General features: G+C 56.8%; 23 protein-coding genes. 7 read left to right on the forward strand and 16 right to left on the reverse strand.

All coding sequences use genetic code 11. The annotated features are described in order from the left end of the window. Positions 1 to 7: 7 nt before the first annotated feature. Positions 8 to 364, reverse strand: a complete 357-nt coding sequence (locus tag QC823_RS00270) for a hypothetical protein (RefSeq protein ID WP_309654356.1) — start codon at positions 362 to 364, stop codon at positions 8 to 10. A 244-nt stretch (positions 365 to 608) separates the two neighbouring features. On the opposite strand from QC823_RS00270, the gene QC823_RS00275 reads away from it, so the two are divergent. From QC823_RS00275 to QC823_RS00300, 6 genes are all read left to right on the forward strand, one after another. Beyond that, entirely contained in the window at positions 609 to 752 is a 144-nt protein-coding gene (locus tag QC823_RS00275; protein ID WP_309654357.1) for a hypothetical protein, read from the forward strand. A gap of 22 nt (positions 753 to 774) precedes the next feature. Beyond that, entirely contained in the window at positions 775 to 2,115 is a 1,341-nt protein-coding gene (locus QC823_RS00280; RefSeq protein WP_309654358.1) for an MFS transporter, read from the forward strand. 19 nt (positions 2,116 to 2,134) lie between these two features. Continuing rightward, on the forward strand, positions 2,135 to 2,674 hold the full coding sequence (locus QC823_RS00285; protein ID WP_309654359.1) for a retropepsin-like aspartic protease family protein: 540 nt from the start codon (positions 2,135 to 2,137) through the stop codon (positions 2,672 to 2,674). Between the two features lie 86 nt (positions 2,675 to 2,760). Continuing rightward, entirely contained in the window at positions 2,761 to 2,940 is a 180-nt protein-coding gene (locus QC823_RS00290) for a PLDc N-terminal domain-containing protein (RefSeq protein WP_309654360.1), read from the forward strand. Between the two features lie 258 nt (positions 2,941 to 3,198). After that, on the forward strand, positions 3,199 to 3,957 hold the full coding sequence (locus QC823_RS00295; RefSeq protein WP_309654361.1) for a winged helix-turn-helix domain-containing protein: 759 nt from the start codon (positions 3,199 to 3,201) through the stop codon (positions 3,955 to 3,957). Between the two features lie 48 nt (positions 3,958 to 4,005). After that, entirely contained in the window at positions 4,006 to 5,613 is a 1,608-nt protein-coding gene (locus tag QC823_RS00300) for an ATP-binding protein (protein ID WP_309654362.1), read from the forward strand. Here the strand turns inward: QC823_RS00300 and QC823_RS00305 are convergent. From QC823_RS00305 to hemB, 3 genes are all read right to left on the reverse strand, one after another. Continuing rightward, positions 5,576 to 6,514 carry a LysR family transcriptional regulator gene (locus tag QC823_RS00305; RefSeq protein ID WP_309654363.1) on the reverse strand — a complete coding sequence of 313 codons (939 nt, stop codon included), beginning with the start codon at positions 6,512 to 6,514 and terminating at the stop codon, positions 5,576 to 5,578. The two genes, QC823_RS00300 and QC823_RS00305, sit on opposite strands and share 38 nt — an antisense overlap. A gap of 26 nt (positions 6,515 to 6,540) precedes the next feature. Next, positions 6,541 to 8,733 carry a polyphosphate kinase 1 gene (gene ppk1 / locus QC823_RS00310; protein ID WP_309654364.1) on the reverse strand — a complete coding sequence of 731 codons (2,193 nt, stop codon included), beginning with the start codon at positions 8,731 to 8,733 and terminating at the stop codon, positions 6,541 to 6,543. Between the two features lie 137 nt (positions 8,734 to 8,870). After that, a complete protein-coding gene (gene hemB, locus QC823_RS00315; protein ID WP_309654365.1) occupies positions 8,871 to 9,887 on the reverse strand; it encodes a porphobilinogen synthase in 1,017 nt (338 codons plus the stop codon). 325 nt (positions 9,888 to 10,212) lie between these two features. On the opposite strand from hemB, the gene elbB reads away from it, so the two are divergent. Then, positions 10,213 to 10,872 carry an isoprenoid biosynthesis glyoxalase ElbB gene (gene elbB / locus QC823_RS00320; RefSeq protein WP_309654366.1) on the forward strand — a complete coding sequence of 220 codons (660 nt, stop codon included), beginning with the start codon at positions 10,213 to 10,215 and terminating at the stop codon, positions 10,870 to 10,872. 93 nt (positions 10,873 to 10,965) lie between these two features. Here the strand turns inward: elbB and tatC are convergent, their stop codons facing one another. The 12 genes from tatC to argS all read right to left on the reverse strand — a co-directional run bounded on the left by tatC (position 10,966) and on the right by argS (position 21,295). Beyond that, a complete protein-coding gene (gene tatC / locus QC823_RS00325; RefSeq protein WP_309654367.1) occupies positions 10,966 to 11,748 on the reverse strand; it encodes a twin-arginine translocase subunit TatC in 783 nt (260 codons plus the stop codon). Continuing rightward, positions 11,745 to 12,209, reverse strand: coding sequence for a Sec-independent protein translocase protein TatB (gene tatB / locus QC823_RS00330; protein ID WP_309654368.1), 465 nt, complete (start codon positions 12,207 to 12,209; stop codon positions 11,745 to 11,747). The genes tatC and tatB overlap by 4 nt, the downstream gene beginning before the upstream one ends. A gap of 3 nt (positions 12,210 to 12,212) precedes the next feature. Then, positions 12,213 to 12,485, reverse strand: a complete 273-nt coding sequence (gene tatA / locus QC823_RS00335; RefSeq protein ID WP_309654369.1) for a Sec-independent protein translocase subunit TatA — start codon at positions 12,483 to 12,485, stop codon at positions 12,213 to 12,215. Between the two features lie 76 nt (positions 12,486 to 12,561). After that, positions 12,562 to 12,942, reverse strand: coding sequence for a phosphoribosyl-ATP diphosphatase (locus QC823_RS00340; RefSeq protein WP_309654370.1), 381 nt, complete (start codon positions 12,940 to 12,942; stop codon positions 12,562 to 12,564). 64 nt (positions 12,943 to 13,006) lie between these two features. Continuing rightward, positions 13,007 to 14,629, reverse strand: a complete 1,623-nt coding sequence (gene ubiB, locus QC823_RS00345; RefSeq protein ID WP_309654371.1) for a ubiquinone biosynthesis regulatory protein kinase UbiB — start codon at positions 14,627 to 14,629, stop codon at positions 13,007 to 13,009. Beyond that, positions 14,626 to 15,327 (reverse strand): ubiquinone biosynthesis accessory factor UbiJ, encoded by a 702-nt coding sequence (locus QC823_RS00350; protein ID WP_309654536.1) that lies wholly within the window; start codon positions 15,325 to 15,327, stop codon positions 14,626 to 14,628. Before QC823_RS00350 ends, ubiB begins: the two co-directional genes overlap by 4 nt. Before the next feature lie 79 nt (positions 15,328 to 15,406). After that, positions 15,407 to 16,162 carry a bifunctional demethylmenaquinone methyltransferase/2-methoxy-6-polyprenyl-1,4-benzoquinol methylase UbiE gene (gene ubiE, locus QC823_RS00355; protein WP_309654372.1) on the reverse strand — a complete coding sequence of 252 codons (756 nt, stop codon included), beginning with the start codon at positions 16,160 to 16,162 and terminating at the stop codon, positions 15,407 to 15,409. Between the two features lie 128 nt (positions 16,163 to 16,290). Further along, on the reverse strand, positions 16,291 to 16,674 hold the full coding sequence (locus QC823_RS00360; RefSeq protein ID WP_309654373.1) for a gamma-butyrobetaine hydroxylase family protein: 384 nt from the start codon (positions 16,672 to 16,674) through the stop codon (positions 16,291 to 16,293). A gap of 171 nt (positions 16,675 to 16,845) precedes the next feature. Next, positions 16,846 to 18,168, reverse strand: a complete 1,323-nt coding sequence (gene hslU / locus QC823_RS00365) for an ATP-dependent protease ATPase subunit HslU (RefSeq protein WP_309654374.1) — start codon at positions 18,166 to 18,168, stop codon at positions 16,846 to 16,848. 3 nt (positions 18,169 to 18,171) lie between these two features. Then, positions 18,172 to 18,690 carry an ATP-dependent protease subunit HslV gene (hslV, locus tag QC823_RS00370; RefSeq protein ID WP_250079021.1) on the reverse strand — a complete coding sequence of 173 codons (519 nt, stop codon included), beginning with the start codon at positions 18,688 to 18,690 and terminating at the stop codon, positions 18,172 to 18,174. A 172-nt stretch (positions 18,691 to 18,862) separates the two neighbouring features. Beyond that, the gene (locus QC823_RS00375; protein ID WP_309654375.1) at positions 18,863 to 19,606 is read right to left on the reverse strand and encodes an SPOR domain-containing protein; all 744 of its coding nucleotides are present in this window, start codon (positions 19,604 to 19,606) and stop codon (positions 18,863 to 18,865) included. Between the two features lie 3 nt (positions 19,607 to 19,609). Continuing rightward, positions 19,610 to 21,295 carry an arginine--tRNA ligase gene (argS, locus tag QC823_RS00380; protein ID WP_309654376.1) on the reverse strand — a complete coding sequence of 562 codons (1,686 nt, stop codon included), beginning with the start codon at positions 21,293 to 21,295 and terminating at the stop codon, positions 19,610 to 19,612. Positions 21,296 to 21,348 lie beyond the last annotated feature (53 nt).

Here is a 21,348-nt window from a genome sequence, read left to right on the forward strand (position 1 = left end):
CGATACGTCAGTCGCTTCGATTTTTGTCTTTGACTTCGTAATGACCCTCTAGCACATCCTGCGGCTTACGCGGTTCGCGGTGAGCCTGGCCGCCGCCGATGTCTTGTGCTTGGTTGGCCCGCATCGCTTCCATGCGTTTTTTCATTTTATGGCGCAAAAACGGCATCATGGCCCAACCTACCAGCAAAAACAAAAGCCCTAATACCACGCCGATGATCATCAACACGCCAAACGCCAGCCAGGTAAAAAATAGCTTAATGGTGCCCATTAACCCGTCGGGGCGCGTTTGCGCTGCCCTGGCGCGCCACTGATGCGCCGCCTGCCAGGCGGCGTTACGTTGTTTGTCGTGGTTGGGGTGTGGCATGTAAGCCTCCAAAAGGAATTGTTCGCGGCATTGGAACACACTTACCTTGTCGAGTTCATTTCGAGTCGTCGAGCGCCACAGGGTGGCAAGCACGCGAATGGCATATTACCGGTGCAGGTCACCCAGGAAGTTGATAGCATCGAAGCAGTAAATATGTTCATTCCGGTGAAGATTGTCCTGGTGTGCAAGCCGCGAGGCTAACGCGCACTTTCAAGGGAGAGCGGCGCATGGAGACAATCGTCTGATGAAGGAGCCAAACCGCCACGGTGCTACGCGGCGCAATAAAAGTGCCGCGTTTGATCGTTGGCTGAACCGCGCAGTGAGTGTGGCGGTCAGCACCGCGATATTGGTGGGCGGCGCCGCGGTACTCGCCCACTGGCTTTTATAGCTTCCAACGACCGAGTCTCATTATGCTCACCGCTGCCGCTGAATCCCGCCGCTATGCCCCTCGTCGTGAAATTGTCGGCTGGGCGATGTTCGATTTCGCCAACCAGGCGTATACGCTGCTGATTATCACGGTGGTGTTTGGCGAACTGTTTACCACGGTCATCGTCGGGGATCGTGGCGACGGCTACCGGCTGGCGAACTTTCTGTGGAGCATGGCGCTGGCCGCCAGTTATTTATTAGTGGTGATAACCGCCCCGCTTTTGGGCGCCGTGATGGATTACCGCGCAGAGAAAAAACGCTTTCTGTTTTTTAGCTACCTTGCCACCGTCGTCAGCACCGCACTTTTGTACTTTGTGGAGCCGGGCTATGTATGGCTGGGCGTTGTGCTGATTATCCTCTCCAACTATGCCTACTCCATGGGTGAATCCTTTATTGCCGCGTTTTTGCCCGAGCTCGGGCCGCCTAGCGCGCTGGGTAAAATTTCCGGGTTTGGTTGGGCGCTGGGCTATATTGGCGGCCTTTTTGCCGCGGGGTTTACGCTGATCGTGCTGGGTGAGGCGACGGCGGATAACTTTGAGCGCATCCGTTGGGTGGGGCCATTTGCCGCGGGGTTTTTCCTGGTCGCGGCGATACCCACGTTTTTGCTGCTGAAAGAGCGCGGCCAGCCGCAGCCGGTGGCAGCAACGTATCGCCACATCGCCCGCCTGCGCGTCGCCGCTACGCTGAGTGATTTGCGCTACTTTAAAGACCTGAGCGTGTTCCTCGTGTCACTGCTTTTTTCGATGGCCGGGGTCTACATCATTATTGCCTTTGCTTTCATCTACGGCGCGCAGGTCATCGGTTGGGATGAGGGCGTGCGCAATATTATGTTTATTATCGTTCAAATCACGGCGGCGGCGGGCGCCTTGGGGTTTGGTTGGGTGCAAGATCGCCTCGGAGCAAAAGTGACGTATCTGATCACGCTGGCACTTTGGGTATTGGCGATTGTCTTTATTTGGGCGACACCGGGTATTACCGAGATCGCGAATCGGCACTTTGACTGGCAGTGGCAGTCTCAATATGTGTTTCTGGTAGTGGGCTGTTTGGCAGGGCTGAGTTTGGGGTCCAGCCAATCGGCAAGCCGCACGCTGGTGGGGCTGTTTGCGCCGCTTTCCAAAACGGCCGAGTTTTTCGGTTTTTGGGGCTTAGCCAATAAGCTGGCGGGGGTGTTGGGCATTGTGTTGCTCGGCACGCTGCAAACGCTGGTAGGGTTGCAGGCTTCAATTTTACTCTGCGCGGTGCTGTTCATCACGGCGATGCTGTTGTGTATACGGGTGAATGAGGCGCGCGGTCGAGCCGCCGCCGAGCAGTGGCAGGCGCCCTAAGCGGCGTGGGAGAAAGCGTATGACCCAACGCAACGGCTCTAAACGCAGTAGCGGCAGTGGTCTTGTCATGATGCTGCTGTTCTGGGTGCTGCTGATGGCGGTCGGTACTTGGTGGTTACACGGAGGGCTAGAAGCGACTCTGCGCCCCAATGCCCACATTGCCCAGAGTGACGACGAGCCGTTAACGCTTAAGCGTAACCGTGCGGGGCACTTTCAAGCGCCGGGTTTTATCAACGGCGAGCCGGTGACGTTTTTGCTTGATACCGGTGCAACCTATGTCGCCGTGCCGCAAAGCATGGCGGATCGGTTGGGCCTAGAGCCTGATAGTAGCGCCTGGTTTAATACCGCTAACGGACGGGTGCAAGGCAATTTAACGCAACTCGATGAGGTGCGCTTGGGCGGTATTCGGATTGAAAATGTACAAGGCTCGATTGGCCCCGGTATGGAACGCGACACGGTGCTGTTGGGCATGAGTTTTCTCAACCTGCTCGCCATTGAGATGTCACAAGGCGAGATGGTGCTGCGCTTGCCGGAAGAGTGCGCGGGCCGATCTTGTTAAGTGGCCTATCTTGTGAAGTGACTGGCCTTGTGACGTAATAGGGCCTGTGCTTAGCTATTATTATGCTGATGGCTTAAGGAGTTGCTATGGGGATTGAAATCGGCGGTCTGTTAGGGTTGATTTGGCTCGTTATCGTGATTTGGGCGATTGTGAAAGTCGCCAAAAGTTCAGCCGGTGGGATTTCCAAGTTGTTGTGGATTTTGATTCTGCTGTTTTTCCCCTTTTTTGGCTTGCTGATTTGGCTGTTGCTGGGGCCAAAAGGGTAGCTACCAACGCCCACACCAACACTCAACAACGTGCATTTACGCAATCAAGGTTAACCGTAAGGCGTGCCGTTCGCGCCTTGCAATTAACTATTAATTATAAATAATTAAATTAATTATTAACGATTAGTTATTAACGGCATTGTACCTTTAGGCGCAGGCGAAACGGCTGTAATAAGGTATCCTTACGCATAACACCACCACCCGCTCCCGTATAGAGGAGCGAGAAAAGCGCGTACTAAAGCGGAGTAACGAGGACGCATGGTCGACCATTTAGAAAAACAGTTTGAAGCGCTTGGAGCCCAAGAGCCCACGATCCCTGATTACCCCGATCAGGATCACATTTTGATTATTGAAGATGACCAGCGTCTGGCTGAACTTACGCGTGACTACTTAGAAGCCAACGGTTTTCAGGTCACGTTAGAAGCTGACGGCTCTAAAGGGGTTGATCGTATCTTAACCCTTCAGCCTGATTTGGTGATTTTGGATTTGATGCTGCCCGGTGAAGACGGCCTGGCAATTTGTCGTCGTGTCCGGCCCAATTTTGCCGGCCCGATCATGATGATGACCGCGCGCACCGATGATTTAGATCAGGTGCTGGGGCTAGAAATGGGAGCGGACGATTACGTCCCCAAGCCGGTGCAGCCGCGGGTATTGCTCGCGCGGATGCGGGCGCTGTTGCGCCGTGCAGATGGCCCGGCCCCCAGCGGGGAGATGCGCTTAAAGTTTGAAAACTTAGACATCGATAACGCCACCCGTGAAGCGTGGCTATCCGGTGAGCGCATTGATCTGACCAGCGCAGAATTCGATCTTTTGTGGCTATTGGCCAGCAATGCCGGCCGCGTGCTCACCCGTGAGGAAATTTTCAGTGACTTGCGTGGCATTAAGTACGACGGTCAAGACCGCTCAATCGATGTGCGTGTTTCGCGGATTCGCCCTAAAATTGGCGATGACCCGAACCACCCTCACCGGATCAAAACCGTGCGTAGTAAGGGTTATTTGTTTGTTAAAGACAGCTGATCGTTTGTTAAAAAAAGCGAATATCGCCTTGAGTGAGGCGTGAACGTGATGCGCTGGGCGTTAAACCATAGCTCTTTTTTGCGTTTTTATTTGCTGCTCGGTGTGGCGCTATTGGTCCTTTTTGTGACCGCGCTCGGCGGGCGGATGCTGATTGAGAAAATACGTCAAGAGGCGTATTACGAGCAGCTTGTCTCGCTCCCCATGTCGTTGCTGGTGACGGAGCTTTCGCCGCTGCCTCCTTGGCAACGTGAAAAACGCATGGCGGTATTGGCCGAGCGTTTTGGCATATCGCTAACGCTAATGCCGCTGGCCGAAGCTGACCTGAGTTACTTCGAGCGTGCCCGCCTTGAGCGAGGCAAGGTGTTGGTGGAAAAATCGCCGTGGTGGCTGCGCAAGCGCCTTGAAGAGACGCCGTGGCTAATCAGTGCCAGTGTTGCCGAGTGGCGTGATCAGCAGTGGTACGCAAGTCTTGCGTTAGCCGCCGAGCAGCTGGCAGCAATTCCTGCCGCCGAGCGCAATACGCAGGTCGGCGCTTTGAGTAGCGGCAGCTGGCCACTGGACCTGCGGGATTCGCTTCCAGAAGGGTTGACGGCAACGCAGCGCGCTAAACTCGCCCAAGGGCAAACCGTGACTCGCCTAAACGGTGAGGACTTTAACGTCACCCTTCTTATCGCCTTGCCTGGCGCCGATGAAGATGCCGTACAGTGGCTAGAAGCCGGCCCGATACGTCGCGGTGACGTGTTGCCACTCAATTTGCACCTGCCGCTCCTCATCGGGGTGATGGTGGTGCTGACCTTGGTGATCTACCTGATTATGCGCAGCATTGAAGCGCGTATGGCGCGTCTTGAACTTGCCGCGACACGGATTGCCAGCGGACGCTTGGAAACCCGCGTCAAAGTGGAAAGCGGTGACTTTCTGGGTCGTGTGGGGATGGCCTTTAACGGCATGGCCAACCAAGTGCAGACGCTTTTGCGCGGCCAGCAAGAGATGATTCGCGCGGTCTCCCACGAGCTGCGTACGCCGGTAGCGCGGATCCGCTTTGCCGTACAGATGGTCGAAGACATGACCGAGCAGCCCGCGATTCGTCGGCAACTGCAAGGAATCGACGCTGATATCGCCGAACTCGATACCCTGGTGGATGAGATTCTCACCTATGCCCGTTTGGGGGGCGAAACCATCAACGGCGCGGAAATGGAAATGTCGCTCGTGGATTGCCGTGCGATGGCCGAGCGGGTGATCGACGCGTTGGCGCCGCTGCATGAGGGTTTAACGCTGACGCTTGTGCCCGGCCCTGACGTTGAACTGCTCGCCGAGCCGCGCTATTTACAGCGCGCACTGCAAAATTTGGTCAGCAATGCCTGTCGATACGGTTACTCCCGGGTAGAAGTGCGCCTTTGGGATGAGCCCAACCTGGTGCGTATTGACGTTGAAGACGATGGCCCCGGCGTGCCGGTGGAGTCGCGGGGGGAGGTGTTTAAGCCTTTTGCCCGCTTGGATGATAGCCGCACGCGTAGCTCCGGGGGCTATGGGCTTGGGCTTTCCATCGTGCATAAAATCATGTCGGGTCATGGCGGCAGTGTGACCGTTGATATCAGCCCCGCACTGGGTGGCGCGCGCTTTACGCTGTTGATTCCGCGTCGTGAGTCGCTGGCTTGATACCGGAGAGTACCGCAAACGAGGTCTCGCGTGCGGTGCGTAAAAAGTCCTGCATCCAGGGCGCTTCCAGGCTCTCCTCGCGAATCGCGGCGTAAAGGGTGCTCCACACGCCGTCCTCTCCAAGCTTAACCGCGCTTACGTAGGCGCGTTCTAAGTATTCGGTTAACGCCCAACTGGGCAGTGCGCACACGCCGCGCCCGCTCGCCACCAGTTGCATCATCATAATCGTGAGCTCGGCGGTGCGAATCTCTTTTGGCCGTACGTTGGCCGGGTTTAAAAAGTGGGTAAACACATCCAAACGCGATTGCTCCACCGGGTAGGTAATCAGAGTTTCCCCCGCGAGCTCTTGCGGCGTGACAGCGTTTTTTTGCGCAAAGGAGTGCTGGCGGGAAACCGCTAAAAGCCCTTCATAGCGAAATAGCGGCGCATAGTATATCCCGTCAAGCGGCTGCGGGTCCGCGGTGATAACCAGATCAAGTTGCTCGCGGGTAAGTGCCGGGAGCGGGTCGAAGTGATGGCCGCTAGGAATATCGATCTCTACTTCTGGCCAATGATCGCGGAAGTAATCCACCGTTGGCATCAGCCATTGAAAGCAGCTATGGCACTCGATGGCCATGTGCAAGCGCCCCTGTTCGCTACCGTTCAGCCGGGCAATATCGCGCTCGGCGCGGCGCACTTCCGGGAGTACGTGATCGGCGAGTGTGAGCAAGCGCAAGCCGGCACGGGTGAACTCAACCGGGCGGGTTTTGCGCACAAAAAGCGGGCTTTCCACGCGGCTTTCCAGGTCCTTTAGCTGGTGCGACAGCGCCGACTGCGTGAGGTGGACGCGTTCAGCGGCTTCTACTAGCGAGCCAGTTTCGCGCAGCGCAAGTAAAGTGCGAAGGTGGCGAAGCTCAATCATGGTGATATTTATTCATTTTAAAGCGCCTAGCTTTTGGTGGCGTAAGCGTAAAGCAGCGTTTCTTGCGCGCTGATTGGGGCGCTGTCACCGGCATCTTGCTTGCAGTAACGTCCATCGGGTTGCAACAGCCAGCTCTGGCAGTTATCCACCAGGTAGGTTTCCAAATCTTTGCGCACCCGTGTGGCGAGCTTTTTGTCCAGAAGCGGGAAGCAGGTCTCTACCCGGTGGAACATGTTACGCGACATAAAGTCGGCGCTAGAGCACCAGATTTCTGGCTTGCCATCATTATGGAAATGAAAGACGCGCGTGTGTTCCAAAAAACGACCAATGATTGAACGCACGCGAATATTGTCAGAAACGCCTTTCAGGCCCGGTTTTAAACAGCACATGCCGCGAATGATCAAGTCACACTCAACGCCTGCTTGCGACGCGCGGTAGAGCGATTTGATCAGTCTAGGCTCGGTCAGCGAGTTGCACTTGATAATAATATGCGCGCGTTTGCCTTTGCGCGCGTTTTGCGCTTCGCGCTCGATCATCTCGGTGAGCCGCTCGTGGAGGGTAAAAGGCGCATGTAGCAGCGTATCAATTCGCCGTGCGCGGCCCATTCCGGAAAGCTGCTGAAACACCCGATGGACATCGGCACACAGTGCTTCGTTAGCGGTGAACAAGCTGTAGTCGGTATATAGCTTGGCTGTTTTGGAGTGATAGTTGCCAGTCCCAAGATGCGCGTAGTGGCGCAGCGCGCCTTTTTCCCGGCGCACGATATGCAGCATTTTGGCGTGGGTTTTGTAGGCCATGACGCCGTAGATCACGATGGCGCCGGCTTCTTGAAGGCGCGAGGCGAGCTGCAGGTTGTCGGCTTCATCAAAACGTGCGCGCAGTTCAATCACTACCGTGACTTCTTTGCCCTGGCTTGCGGCATCCACCAAGGCGCTGACGATGGGGGAATCGGCGCCAGTGCGGTAGAGGGTTTGTTTGATGGCCAGTACATCCGGGTCGCGCGCCGCCTCGCTGAGCAGATCTTCGACCGGCGAAAACGATTGGAAAGGATGGTGGAGTAAAAGATCACTTTTGCGAATGGCATCGAAAAGGCTGCCACTGCGAAGCGCTTTGGGTATGCCCGGGATAAAAGGGCGATAGAGCAACTCAGGGCGGTCAACATCCCCCAGCACAGCCATCATGCGGGTGAGGTTGACCGGCCCTTCCACGCGATAGAGATCCTCAGCTTCCAAGCTAAACTGGCGCAGCAGAAAGTCGATGAGGTCGTCAGGGCAGTTATTGGCGACTTCAAGGCGTACGCCGCTGCCGTAACGGCGGGCTAACAGCTCGCCGCGCAGCGCCGAGGCCAGGTCAGACACTTCTTCCGGATCGACGGTCATGTCGGCGTTCCGTGTTAAGCGGAACTGATAACAGCCGCGTACGCGCATGCCAGGAAAGAGCTCTTCGGCGTGAGCATGGATCATCGATGAAAGGAAAACGTACTCCGAGAAGCCGTCTTCGCTGAGCTCTTTAGGTAACGCGATCAGCCGCGGTAGTGAGCGTGGCGCGGGCAATATGGCCATGCCACCGGCACGGCCGAACGCATCCTTGCCTTCGAGTTCGACGATAAAGTTAAGGCTTTTGTTGACCAGGCGTGGAAACGGATGCGAAGGATCAAGCCCGATTGGACTGATCACCGGCATGATTTCGTCGTTGAAAAACGCACGGACCCAGCTTTTTTGCGCTTCAGTCCACTGGTTGCGCCGACGAAACCGCAGCCCTAGTGCTTCTAATTGGGGCAGAAGAGTGTCGTTAAGAATCTGGTACTGGCGAGTGATTTGCTCGTGAGCGATGCGGGAAATCTCACTTAGCACCGCTTTGGGAAGGCGGCCATCAGCGCCGGTGGTGTCATCACCCAGCGCAATCTGGTGCTTGAGACCCGCCACGCGGATCTCAAAGAACTCATCCATGTTGGACGAGAAAATCAGCAAAAACATCAGCCGGTTGAGCAGCGGATGTGCCTCGTCTAGTGCTTGCTCCAACACGCGAATGTTGAATTGTAAGTGCGAAAGCTCGCGATTGAAGTAAAGCTGGGGGTCGTCGAGATCGGTTTCGGCTTGGTTATCTCGTGCTTGTACGCCGGTCGGTGTCCGGTTAACACGTAGTGACGGCGCTTCGTTTTCGGTGACGACGGGGTCGACCCCTTGTTTGGGGGATGTGTCTGAGGCTTGAGAATCCATTACCGTTCCTTCTCGAAAGACATATACAAAAAGCAATGCTTTCAGTATGGCGGATAAAGATGACAAAAGGGTGTCATCGCGTTGTCATCTTTGGGTATGGGTTGAGCGAGGTCAATAAAGCACGTGAACGAGCAGTGTTACCCCTCAGTGCGGCGAAGCAGACGCGCGGCGTCGAGCGCGAAATAGGTCAAAATGCCGTCGGCCCCGGCGCGTTTGAAACACATAAGCGACTCAAGCATGACGCTATCGCCGTCCAGCCAGCCGTTGTCGAAAGCGGCGCGGTGCATGGCGTACTCGCCACTGACCTGATAGGCGAAGGTGGGAGCGTGAAGCTCGGTTTTGACTCGGCGTACCACGTCAAGGTAAGGCATGCCTGGCTTTACCATCACCATATCGGCACCTTCGGCGAGATCCAGCGCAACTTCGTGCAGGGCCTCATCGCTATTCGCCGGGTCCATCTGGTAGGTGCGTTTATCCGCTTTACCTAAGTTACCCGCTGAGCCTACCGCATCGCGGAAGGGGCCGTAATAGTGCGAGGCGTACTTGGCGCTGTAAGCCATGATTTTGACGTTGTGCAGGTGCTCTTGCTCCAGTACCTGACGAATCGCACTGATGCGACCATCCATCATATCCGACGGCGCCACGACATCGGCGCCGGCTTCTGCGTGGGAAAGCGCTTGCTTGAGTAAGGTATCGACGGTGCGGTCATTCAACACATAGCCGTGCTCGTCGATGATGCCGTCCTGGCCGTGGCTGGTATAGGGGTCAAGCGCCACGTCAGTGATGACGCCGAGCTCCGGCAGCGCTTTTTTTAGCGCGCGAACGCTACGCTGCACTAAGCCGCCCGCGTTATAGGCTTCTTCGGCAAATTCCGACTTCAGCGCTGAACCCACCACCGGAAAAAGCGCCAACGCCGGAATGCCAAGCGCAAAGGCTTCACGTGCCTGCTCAACCAAAAGGTCCAACGAAAGGCGCTCAACACCGGGCATGGAAGGAACGGCTTCGCGTTGGTTTTCGCCTTCTAAGACAAAGACCGGCAAGATGAGATCCGACGGGGTCAGGGTGTTTTCCTGCATCAGGCGGCGGGAGAAGTCATCACGGCGCATGCGCCGCATACGCGTGGCCGGAAAGTGGCGCGGTGTCGGGGTATTCAAGGCATTCTCCTCGCTGTTATCAAAGTAGGTTATCGCTTTTAGTGAGTATATCAGGCCCTATGTTGAGGAAAATATGTTGAGGAGCAATGTTGCCAAGAACACGTTGGGGGAACACGTGAGGGAGAATGGGGTTAGGGGATAGGTGTGCGCCGAAAGCGATGTTGTGGAGAGTCGATGTTGTGGAGAATCGGCAAACTGCATAAAGTGAAGCGCAATAGGCAAACCGTATTCAGAATGACGACTAAGACTGTATTGCAAAACCGTATTGCAAGGCTGTATTGCGAAACCGTATTGAAAAATCGTATCGATAAAAAAGGGGTATAGCATGACCAAACAGGTGGCGGTGATTCTGGCCGGCTGCGGCGTTTTTGACGGCTCGGAAATTTATGAAACCACGCTGACGCTTTTGCGCTTAGATCAACTGGGTATCGGCTATCGCTGCTTTGCCCCGGACATCGAGCAGCTCCACGTGATTAACCATGCGACCCACGAGGTGGCTGAGGGGCAAACCCGGAACGTGTTGGAAGAAGCCGCGCGGCTGGCACGCGGTGACATCAGCCCGCTTAGCGAGCTGGAAGCCGACGAGTTCGACGCGGTAATCGTACCTGGTGGGTTTGGCGTGGCGAAAAATCTCTCAGACTTCGCCACTGCCGGCGATAGCATGGACGTCATCGAGCCGCTGAAAGAAGCCTTGGCGGGGTTTCGTGAGGATGCCAAGCCCATCGGCTTGATGTGTATCGCACCGGTCATGGCGCCTCGACTACTAGGCGAAGGCATTGCTGTCACCGTAGGCCACGACCCGAGTGTTTCCGGGGCGATCAGCGCCATGGGCGGTCTTCACCGCAGCTGCGGGGTAGAAGATATTATGGTGGATTTTGAGAACCGCGTTGTCTCCACGCCCGCTTACATGCTTGCCACCCGCATCAGCGAAGCGGCCACTGGCATTTTCAAGCTGGTGGACCGTATCGATGAAATGATGGGCTAAGCGATTACGCTTTAGCCGCGCATAACGTAAAACCTCCGCTAGGCATGGCGGAGGTTTTTTTACGTGCGCTTTACTGTGGCGCGTTTTCGCCTATCAACTTTCGGCGTCGGAACTTTTTTCAGCGTCTTCGCGGCGCTTCCGCCGAACTAAGCGACCAAACAGCAGGCCAACTTCGTAAAGCAGGTACATCGGTACCGCGAGCAAGCTTTGCGATACGACGTCGGGCGGCGTAAGCAGCATACCCACTACAAAACAGCCCAAAAGAATGTAAGGCCGTTTTTTGGCAAGGCTCTCGACGGTGGTCGCGCCGGAAAGCACCAGTAAGAAGGTGGCAATGGGGATTTCAAAGGCCACGCCAAAGGCAAAAAAGAGCTTCAGTACGAAGTTCAGGTACTGATTAATATCGGTCATTATGGTGATGTCTTGCGGCCCGGATTGGGTAAAAAACGCAAACAACAGAGGGAAGACCGCATAGTAGGCAAAGGCAGCGCCGGCATAAAAAAGACCCACGCTTGAGGCCAAGATCGGTATCGCCAAGGCTTTTTCGTTATCGTAAAGCCCTGGGGCCACAAATGCCCACGCCTGGTGGAGAATAAACGGCACTGAGATAAAGACCGCCACTACCAGCGTTAGCTTAAACGGCGCTAAAAAAGGCGAAGCCACTTCAGTCGCGATCATCTGCGAGCCTTCCGGCAGCAGCGCCATTAGTGGCTGCGCCACAAAGGTGTAGATGTCATTGGCAAACGAGTACAAGGCGAGAAAAATGACCAGCACCACGACGACCGCGCGCACAAGGCGAGATCTTAGTTCCACCAAGTGTTCAATCAAGGGGGCCTGTTTTTGCGCGTTATGCTCCTGAGAGTCGCCACTGCTCATCGTTGTTCTTCATCCTTTTGAGATTGGGCTTTTTGAGATTGAACCCTTTGAGAAGCGCCCGGTTGACCCTCTTCCTGCTGACCTGACGAGGACGTTGCCGGCGCCTCGGACGGGGCGTCTTCACGCACGGTGTTCAACGCATCATCAAGCCGTGCCGTGGCGTCCGCTAGATTTTTCTCCTCCTTTTGAGAGGCAGGCGGCGACTCGGCAAGGCTTTCAACGTCCTGTTTGGCTTTTTTGAGGCTATCATCGAGCGATTTCTGCTGGTCGTTCAGCTTTTGCCTCAGCTCTTCAGCTTCAAGCTGAGAGCTGATTTCGCGCTGCATGCCCGATACCGTCCGTTTGATCTTGCCAACCCATAGCCCTGCCGTACGCGCTGCGCGCGGCAACCGTTCGGGGCCGAGCACTAAAAGCCCAACCACCGCGATGATCAACAGTTCGAGAAAGCCGATATCCAGCATGGTTTATTTGCGCTCGTCGCTTTGTTCAGCCTTTTTTTCTTCTGCCTGAACGTCATAGGTGTTGCCGGTTTCATCGTGGCTGACTTTTGCCTGCGGCTTGTCGGCATCCGCGTCTTTGTTTTCACCTTCTTTGTCTTCTTCGTGTACGGCTTTCTTAAAGCCTTTAACGGCACCACCCAAGTCAGTGCCCACGTTGCGCAATTTTTTGGTGCCGAAAACCAGGATGATGATCCCCAGAACAATCAGCAGTTGCCAAATACTGATACCACCTAACATATGCGTGTCCTCGTTTTTGTGAGCGACAAGGTAATCTTGCGCTATTTAAGAGTAAAAGGTTAAGCGTAAAGAGCTTTTACCTTGGGTGACGAGCAGCTTTTTCATCGTGGCCCGAAACCCCAAAGCGGCGCGCTAGTTCATCCAGTACATCTTGATGAGTCATCCCTAAGTGAGAAAGCATCACCAGTGTATGAAACCATAGATCGGCGGTTTCAGCGATAAGCGCTTGCTGTTTCGTCGTATCGCCGCCCTCAGCGTCTTTGGCCGAGAGTATCGTTTCGGTCGCTTCTTCACCCACTTTTTCGAGTATCTTGTTCAACCCCTTATGATGCAAGGTTGCAACGTAAGAATCTTCCGGTGCGGCGTCACGCCGCTGCTTGAGAATATCGGCAAGCGCTTCCAGGACGGTCTCCGATGCAGGAGAGGGAGACGTATTAGGTGATGCTGTGTGTGTCATCGTGTTTGATCGCTCTTTCTAACAGCGTGTTGTGAATAACCCTGCGTCAACGTCCGCATGTGCGCTAATGCCACGCCAGTAGCAGTAACCCGATCGCCGCTGCGACGAGTACCGGCCACTGTTGTGTGGCCGCCCATTGGCTGAGTGGCTGCCACGCTAGCGCGATGGCGAGTAGCATTAGCCCGATGCGCAGACGATAAGCGCGCTTGCCTTGGTGCGTCAGGTGACGACGAATTGAGGTGATCGCGCTGGATTGCTGCTGGCGTTGACGCTGCTCATGCTCCATGCGGCTTAAGGCTTTGTGAGCCAGCATGGGTAGCTCCGGTAGCTGATGAGAGAGCTCGGGCGCTTGTCGCTTGAAAGAGTCCCACAGCCCACGCGGCCCCGCGCGCTCTTTCATCCAGCGCTCTAAAAACGGTTTGGCAGTGCTCCACAGGTCTAAGTCTGGGTAGAGCTGACGACCTAGGCCTTCGATGTTGAGTAGCGTTTTTTGCAGCAGTACCAGCTGCGGTTGTACTTCCATGTTGAAGCGTCGTGCCGTTTGAAATAAGCCGAGCAGCACTTGGCCAAACGAGATGTCTTTTAACGGTTTTTCTAAAATCGGCTCGCATACGGTGCGAATCGCCGCAGCGAATTCGTTGGCACGGGTGTCTTCGCCCACCCAGCCAGACTCGATATGAAGTGCCGCGACTTCGTAGTAATCCTGGTGAAAAAACGCCAGCAGATTACGCGCCAAATAGTCTTGGTCTTCACGGGTGAGACTGCCGACAATGCCGCAGTCGATGGCAATGTACTGGGGATTTTCCGGATCGTCGCAGTTAACGAAAATATTGCCGGGGTGCATGTCAGCGTGAAAGAAGTTATCGCGAAAAACCTGGGTGAAAAATAACTCAACTCCGCTCTCGGCGAGTTTCTTCAAGTTGGTGTTGCAGGCAGTCAAGGTGGCCATGTCGGCCACCGGCACGCCGTGGATGCGCTCTTGCACCATGACGTGACGCCGTGTGTAAGGCCAGTAAATGGTGGGCACGAACAGCAGCGGCGAGTCTTTAAAATTGCGTTTGAGTTGCGAGGTGTTGGCCGCCTCTTTGTAGAGGTCGAGCTCGTCAAAAAGTGTCGACTGGTAGTCACGGATGACTTCCACTGGGCGTAAGCGTCGCACTTCGGGCACTTTAGCCAACACTTTGGCGACTTGGTAGAGCAGCGCGATATCTTGGCGCATGATACGCATAATGCCCGGGCGGATGATCTTGACCACGACTTCTTCGCCGCTGTGCAACGTGGCGGCGTGGACCTGGGCAATCGACGCCGAGGCCAGCGGGACGCGGTCAAAACTGGCGAACGCCTCGCTAAGCGACATCTCGAGCTGTTTTTCTACCCGCGCCACGGCCGCATCGCCGGGGAAAGGCGGGACTTGATCTTGTAGGCGTTTGAGTTCGTCGGCGATATCTTCGGGGAGTAAATCGCGGCGCGTTGAGAGCATCTGACCGAGCTTGACGAAAATCGGCCCCAAGCTTTCCAGCGCCAAACGTAAGCGCACGCCGCGGGAGCGCTCATCCTGCGGGAGCAGCTTTAACGGCGAGAACCACAGCAGCGTGCGCAGCCACCAGGGCAGTCGCTCCATTGGGATTAAGGTATCCAAACGGTGACGGGCAATGATCCAGCCAATGCGCACTAAGCGTAAGCTCATGTCGGCGTTTCTCCCGAATCGTCCGATAAGCGTTTTGCTTGGGCCTCGCTAGTGTCTTGGGTCTCGCTAGTGTGTTGGGTTAAGCGTCGGTGCAGGCGCTTTAAGCGTGCTTCCAAGCGGTCGGTAGCGACCTCAAGCTCGGTGAGGTGATCGCGCAGCACGCGGCGTTGCTGAGGCCCAGGTAACAGCCGCGCCTCTTCAAACACGTATTCTGAGACATCCGCCATCAACTCGTTTTTGGCGCGCAGGCCCCAGCTTGCGGCGCGGCGCAAGCCTTCGGCCAACGAATGGGCAGGCGTCGCCCCCAGCCAGCGGGCGAGCTCGCCCTCCCAGTCGATATCCAGGTCGGTGAGAAGCTCACGAGTGGATTCCAGCAAGTAAGTGCGGCCACGCACCGAGAGCTTGCCCTCGAACATCAGTCGCTCAACGGTGGCGCCGCTGATCCACTCGGAGAGTGTCTCTGGCGTGAGCTCAACCACCGCATCGGCGTCGGCTTCGTCAAACGCCTCGGCGCGGAGTAAATCGATGCCGCCACGGTGAAAATGCAGCAAAAGCTGCAGGTGCGGCTGTTCGAAGCGAATCAAAAGCCGGCTGCCGGCAAGAGCGTCAAGGCGTGCGGGAGCGGCAGGGTCGCGGGCTAGCAGCGCGTTTAGCGTGCGCTCGCAGCCCGCCAATAGCAGGGCGGGCGTTACCAGCATGCTGATCTCATCGTCGCTGCGCATATCGTGGCTGAATTCTTCATGGCTAACGTCACCGGTGCGGGTGTTGTCGATTGCGTCATAGCTTGATGCCGCGGTGCAGCGCAACAATACCGCCAGTCAGGTTGGTATACTCCACGCGCTCCAGTCCCGCGGCTTCCATCATGCCTTTGAGCGTTTCTTGATCCGGGTGCATGCGGATGGATTCGGCCAAGTAGCGGTAACTTTCTTCATCGCCCGCCACAAACTGCCCCATTTTGGGCAGCAGCCGGAACGAATACTCATCGTACGCCCTGGACAGCAGTGGGTTGTTGGGCTTGGAAAACTCCAACACAAGAAGGCGTCCGCCGGGTTTCAGTACGCGGGTCATGGAACGCAGCGCGGCGTCTTTCTCGGTAACGTTGCGCAGACCAAAGGCAATGGTGATGCAGTCAAAGCTGTTATCGGGGAATGGCAAACACTCGGCATTCGCCTGCACGTATTCGACATTACCGCCCACGCCGTTATCCATCAATTTATCGCGCCCAACGCGCAGCATCGACGCGTTGATGTCGGCGAGTACGACCTTGCCGCGCGGGCCAACCATGCGCGAAAACTTAAGCGTTAAATCGCCGGTGCCGCCGGCAATGTCCAGCACTTGGTGGCCAGGGCGAACCCCCGAGCGCTCAATCGTTAGGCGCTTCCACAGGCGATGAATGCCCATCGACATCAGGTCATTCATGACGTCATAGCGGGCGGCAACGGAGTGAAAAACATCGGCGACGCGCGACGCTTTCTCATCGACCGGCACTTCTTGGTAGCCAAAATGGGTCGTGCGCTTTTCCGTGGGGCTCATGGGGCTTTAGCTCCCGAAGTCGAGGCGGTTAAACCGTAGGTGAAGTCAAAGAAAACGATCATTAACATGACAGCAAAAAAAGTTGAGCACTATTGTAGCCTTGTCCGCCCCGATTTGTCTGCGCTTACCTAGATCGACTTGATCTCGATGCCTAGCGGCTCGCGGGAAGCGCCGGCGTCGTCAAGCCGCTGCAAATAGTCACGCCAGTAATCGTCTTGGCGAGTGGCGAGATCGTAGAGGTAGTTCCAACTAAACAGGCCGCTGTCGTGGCCGTCGTCAAAATGCAGTTTGAGAGCGTAGTTGCCTGCCGGGGTGATGTTTTGCAGGCCGATGTGTTTTTTGCCGACTTGCAAGACAGCCGTGTCGCCGCCGTGCCCGCGCACTTCCGCAGAAGGCGAGAACACGCGCAAAAGCTCAATCGGCAGCCGATAGCTTTCGTCGTTGGTATAGCCGAGTTCAAGTTCGCGGGCTTTCTTATGGTAGTGAACGCGAGTGGGGGTATTAGCGCTCATAACGGTGCCTCATGGCTGGGAGCTGACGTAGGTAACTAGCCTACTTAGATAAGAACTAGCATAGACAAGAACTAGCACAAACTGCCCAGCGGAGCCGGGCAGTCTGACGGTGGCGGATTGCACTCTGTTTTACAAGAAATGTTTTACAAGAGTTGATTTACCAGCGGTGATCTACAAGATGTAGCGCGAGAGATCTTCGTCAACGGCAAGTTCGCCAAGCTGCGCGTTGACATAGTCGGCGTCAATCGACAGCGGGCTTTCCATGTCGCCACCGCGGAACGAGGCTTCTTCCAAGAGTCGTTCCATCACCGTGTGCAGGCGCCGTGCGCCGATATTTTCGGTGCCTTCGTTGACCTGCCAGGAAATCTCGGCGATGCGCTCGATGCCGTCCGGGGTGAATTCGATATCCAGCCCTTCGGTGGCCAGTAACGCCTGATACTGCCTGGTCAGCGATGCCGACGGCTCGGTCAGGATGCGCTTGAAATCCCCCGGCGTGAGCGCATCGAGTTCAACGCGAATTGGCAAGCGACCCTGTAATTCAGGAATCAAATCCGATGGACGCGACAGGTGGAACGCCCCCGAGGCGATAAACAGAATGTGATCGGTTTTGACCATGCCGTGCTTGGTCGACACCGTGGAGCCTTCGATCAGCGGCAATAAGTCGCGCTGCACGCCCTCGCGGGAGACCTCGCCACCGCTGGATTGGCCGCTGCCTTTGGCGACTTTGTCGATCTCATCCAGGAACACGATGCCGTGCTGTTCGACCGCTTCCACGGCGCGCGACTTGATATCCTCTTCGTTGACCAGTTTGCCTGCTTCCTCGTCGCGTAATAGACCAAAAGCCTCTTTGACCTTAACGCGGCGCGTTTCACGCTTTTGCTGGCCCATGTTGGAGAACAAACTCGACAGCTGCTGGGTCATCTCCTCCATGCCCGGCGGCGTCATGATATCCACGTTTGGCCCCTGCTGAGATAGCTCGATATCAATTTCTTTGTCATCAAGCTGGCCTTCACGCAGTTTCTTGCGGAAGGCCTGACGGGTGCCGTTATCTTCGCGGGGTTGGTCTTCCTGACCGCGGGGCGGCGGCAGTAGCGCATCAAGGATGCGGTCTTCTGCTGCATCTTCCGCGCGGTGGCCGACTTCCTCTTTGGCTTGCTCGCGTACCATTTTGATCGCGGCTTCCATTAAATCACGGATGATCGATTCAACATCGCGGCCCACATAGCCCACTTCGGTGAACTTGGTCGCTTCCACCTTGATAAAGGGCGCGCGGGCAAGCTTGGCCAAACGACGGGCAATTTCGGTTTTGCCCACGCCGGTCGGGCCGATCATCAGGATGTTTTTGGGCGTCACTTCAGAGCGCAACTCGTCGTCAAGCTGCATACGACGCCAGCGGTTGCGCAGCGCCACGGCGACGGCGCGCTTGGCATCTTGCTGGCCGATGATGAACTGGTCTAGCGCGTGAACGATTTCGCGGGGAGTCATCTGAGTCATGGCTTATAGCTCTTCCATCGTGACATGGTGGTTGGTGAACACGCAGATGTCACCGGCGATTTCTAGCGACTTTTCGGTAATCTCACGCGCTGAGAGGTCGGTGTTCTCCAATAGCGCTCGAGCACTTGAAAGCGCGAAGTTGCCGCCGGAGCCGATGGCGATAATGCCGCGCTCGGGTTCAACGACGTCACCATTGCCGGTAATGATCAGCGAGGCGCTGTGGTCGGCTACCGCTAACAGCGCTTCTAAACGGCGCAAGGCGCGGTCGGTGCGCCAATCTTTCGCTAACTCCACAGCGGCTTTGGTGAGGTGGCCTTGGTATTTCTCCAACTGCGCTTCAAAGCGCTCAAACAGCGTGAAGGCATCGGCGGTACCGCCGGCAAACCCGGCCAACACTTTGCCGCGGTAGAGGCGGCGGACTTTACTGGCGTTGCCTTTCATCACGGTGTTGCCAAGCGACACCTGGCCATCCCCCGCCAGCGCAACTTGGTCACCGCGACGCACGGAAACAATCGTAGTCATGGAGATAACTCCTTGTGGGAGGCGAGCTCCCGATGACGAATCGGCCGCCAAAGCGACCGCTGAAAAAAAGCGAGTCCCGACAAAATGCGGGCGGCCGATAAAAAATCAACCGCCCGCCGTGATGCGCTGGCACGTTTTTCAGTGTCAGCGTGTTTTTGGGTTCTGGCGTTTTTTAGTTCTGTAGCTGGATCAGCAGCGGCTCAATGCCTTGCGTGCCCATCAAATCCTGCGCCCGCGTGAGCTCGCGAGTGTCTTCGTAAGGGCCAACCTGTACGCGGTGCCAGGTATCGCCGCCGGCTTGCACTTCGCTAATTTGCGCCAGCAGGCTCAAATTGCGCAGCCGGCTTCGCAGCTTTTCGGCATCGTTGAGCTCGCGAAAAGACGCCGCTTGCAGCATATAGCGCCCTGGTGGGGTCTCGGTTGGTGCGTTCGTTGATGTGCTGGTGTCGGTACTATTGGCCGCGATCACGCGCGCGATGGGGTCATCCTCACTGACTGCGGGGGCGCTGTCGCTTGGCGTCGAGCCATCTGCTGGCGCTTCCGCGATGACGTCAGTCGCTGCCTCTGGACGATTGACGCTAGAAGGCACTGTACCGCCCGGGGCGATGACTTCGGTTTCCGGCAGCAGGGTGTAAAACTCAAACGTCGGCATCGAGGGCTCGGCCGCGGTCTGGGTTTCGCGGGCGGCGCTTTGCGCGTCGCGCTCCTCTTTGGAAATGACCGTCGCTTGGGGCGAATCAGGCGGCGGCTCCTGCCATGGCGCGGTGCCATGTTGATGCTGCGCGAGGAAGAACCCCGCCGCCATCCCGGCTAACCCCCACAGCCAGCCAGGGAGCCGAAACCCCGCCTGCTTTTTGGCGGGCTTTTTGCGCTGCGAAGTGGCGCCACGGGTGGGTTTTTTACGCGGGGTGGCCATGGGTTACATCTCCTCTGGCGCGCTAACACCCATCAAATCAAGGCCGTTGCGCAGTACTTGACGTGTCGCCAGGCCAAGACTCAATCGGGCGTTACGGGTAGCGTCATCGTCGACCATTACCTTCACTGCGTTGTAGCAAGTGTGGAAATCGCCGGCAAGATCCAGCAGGTATTGTGCAACCTGCTGGGGTTCACGATTTTTGGCGGCATGATCGACCACCTCGGGAAAGCGCGCCAAACGGTTGAGCACGGCTTTTTCCTGATCGCTATCCAAAAGCGCCAAGTTTTCCAGCGCCAGGTCGTGCATAAACGGCTGATCGGCGTCTTGGGCTTTACGCAGCATACTGCACACCCGCGCGTGGGCATACTGAATGTAGTACACCGGGTTGTCGTTGGATTGCGAACGGGCCAAATCAATATCAAACGTCAGCTGCGAGTCGGCGCGGCGTGCGGCCAGGAAAAAGCGTGTGGCGTCGCGGCCGACTTCATCAATCAAATCGCGCACGGTGACGTAGCTGCCGGCGCGTTTGGAGAGTTTTACCTCGACGCCCGAGCGGGTCACCATCACCATCTGGTGCAGTACGTAATCTGGCCAGCCTTTAGGGATGCCCACTTCCAGCGCCTGCAGGCCGGCGCGCACGCGGGTCACGGTGGAGTGGTGATCGGCGCCTTGCTCGTTGATCACGGTGTTGAAGCCGCGCTGCCACTTATCGAGGTGGTAAGCGACGTCAGGCAAGAAGTAAGTGTAGCCGCCCTCGCGCTTGCGCATCACGCGGTCTTTGTCGTCGCCGAAGTCGGTGGTACGCAGCCAAAGGGCGCCGTCTTGCTCATACGTGTGTCCGCCACTGATCAGCTTTTCAACGGTGGCCTCGACCTTGCCGTCTCCATAAAGCGATGATTCAAGAAAATAGACGTCGAATTCAACGCCAAAGGCCTTGAGGTCGAGATCCTGTTCGCGGCGCAGCCACGCCACGGCGAAGGCTTGAATCGCGTCGAGATCGTTGGGATCGCCGATGGCCGAGACTTCGCGGTCGTCGGCAGTGACGGTTTTGCCCGCCATGTAGTCGTTGGCGACATCAACGATGTACTCGCCGCGGTAACCGTCAGCCGGCCAGCTGGCGTCGTCCGGGCCAAAGCCCTTGGCGCGCGCTTGCACGGAGAGCGCGAGGTTTTTGATCTGCGCGCCGGCGTCGTTGTAATAAAACTCGCGGGTGACGTCATAACCGGTGGCTTCAAGCAGCCGGCACAGGCAGTCGCCAATCGCCGCACCGCGGCCGTGGCCGACGTGCAAGGGCCCGGTGGGGTTGGCGGAAACGAACTCGACTTGTACTTTTTTACCCTTGCCGATCATGCTGCGGCCAAAGGTGTCGCCGCAGTCGAGCACCTGCGCGACAATTTGTGCCGCGGCGTCGGTAGCGGCGAAGAAGTTGATAAACCCAGGGCCGGCAATCTCGGTTTTTTGCACGGCGTCGCTTGCCGGCAGGGCGTTGATCACGGCCTCTGCTAGCTCGCGCGGCTTCATGCCCGCGGGTTTGGCCATGGCCAGCGCTAAATTGGTGGCGTAATCGCCGTGGGCTTTGTCTTTGGTGGGGTCGACTTTGATCGTCGGGTTGAGGTCGCTGGGCAGCACGCCTTGGTGCTTCAGCGCGGCAACGGCGCCTTCAAGCAGGGAGATAATCGTGTCTTTCATGGGCAGTATCCGGGTAACGTCGGTGGCGGCGTGCGCGGGCGCCTGTGACGGGC

This window comes from Vreelandella vilamensis (assembly GCF_031451755.1).
Lineage (GTDB): Bacteria > Pseudomonadota > Gammaproteobacteria > Pseudomonadales > Halomonadaceae > Vreelandella > Vreelandella vilamensis.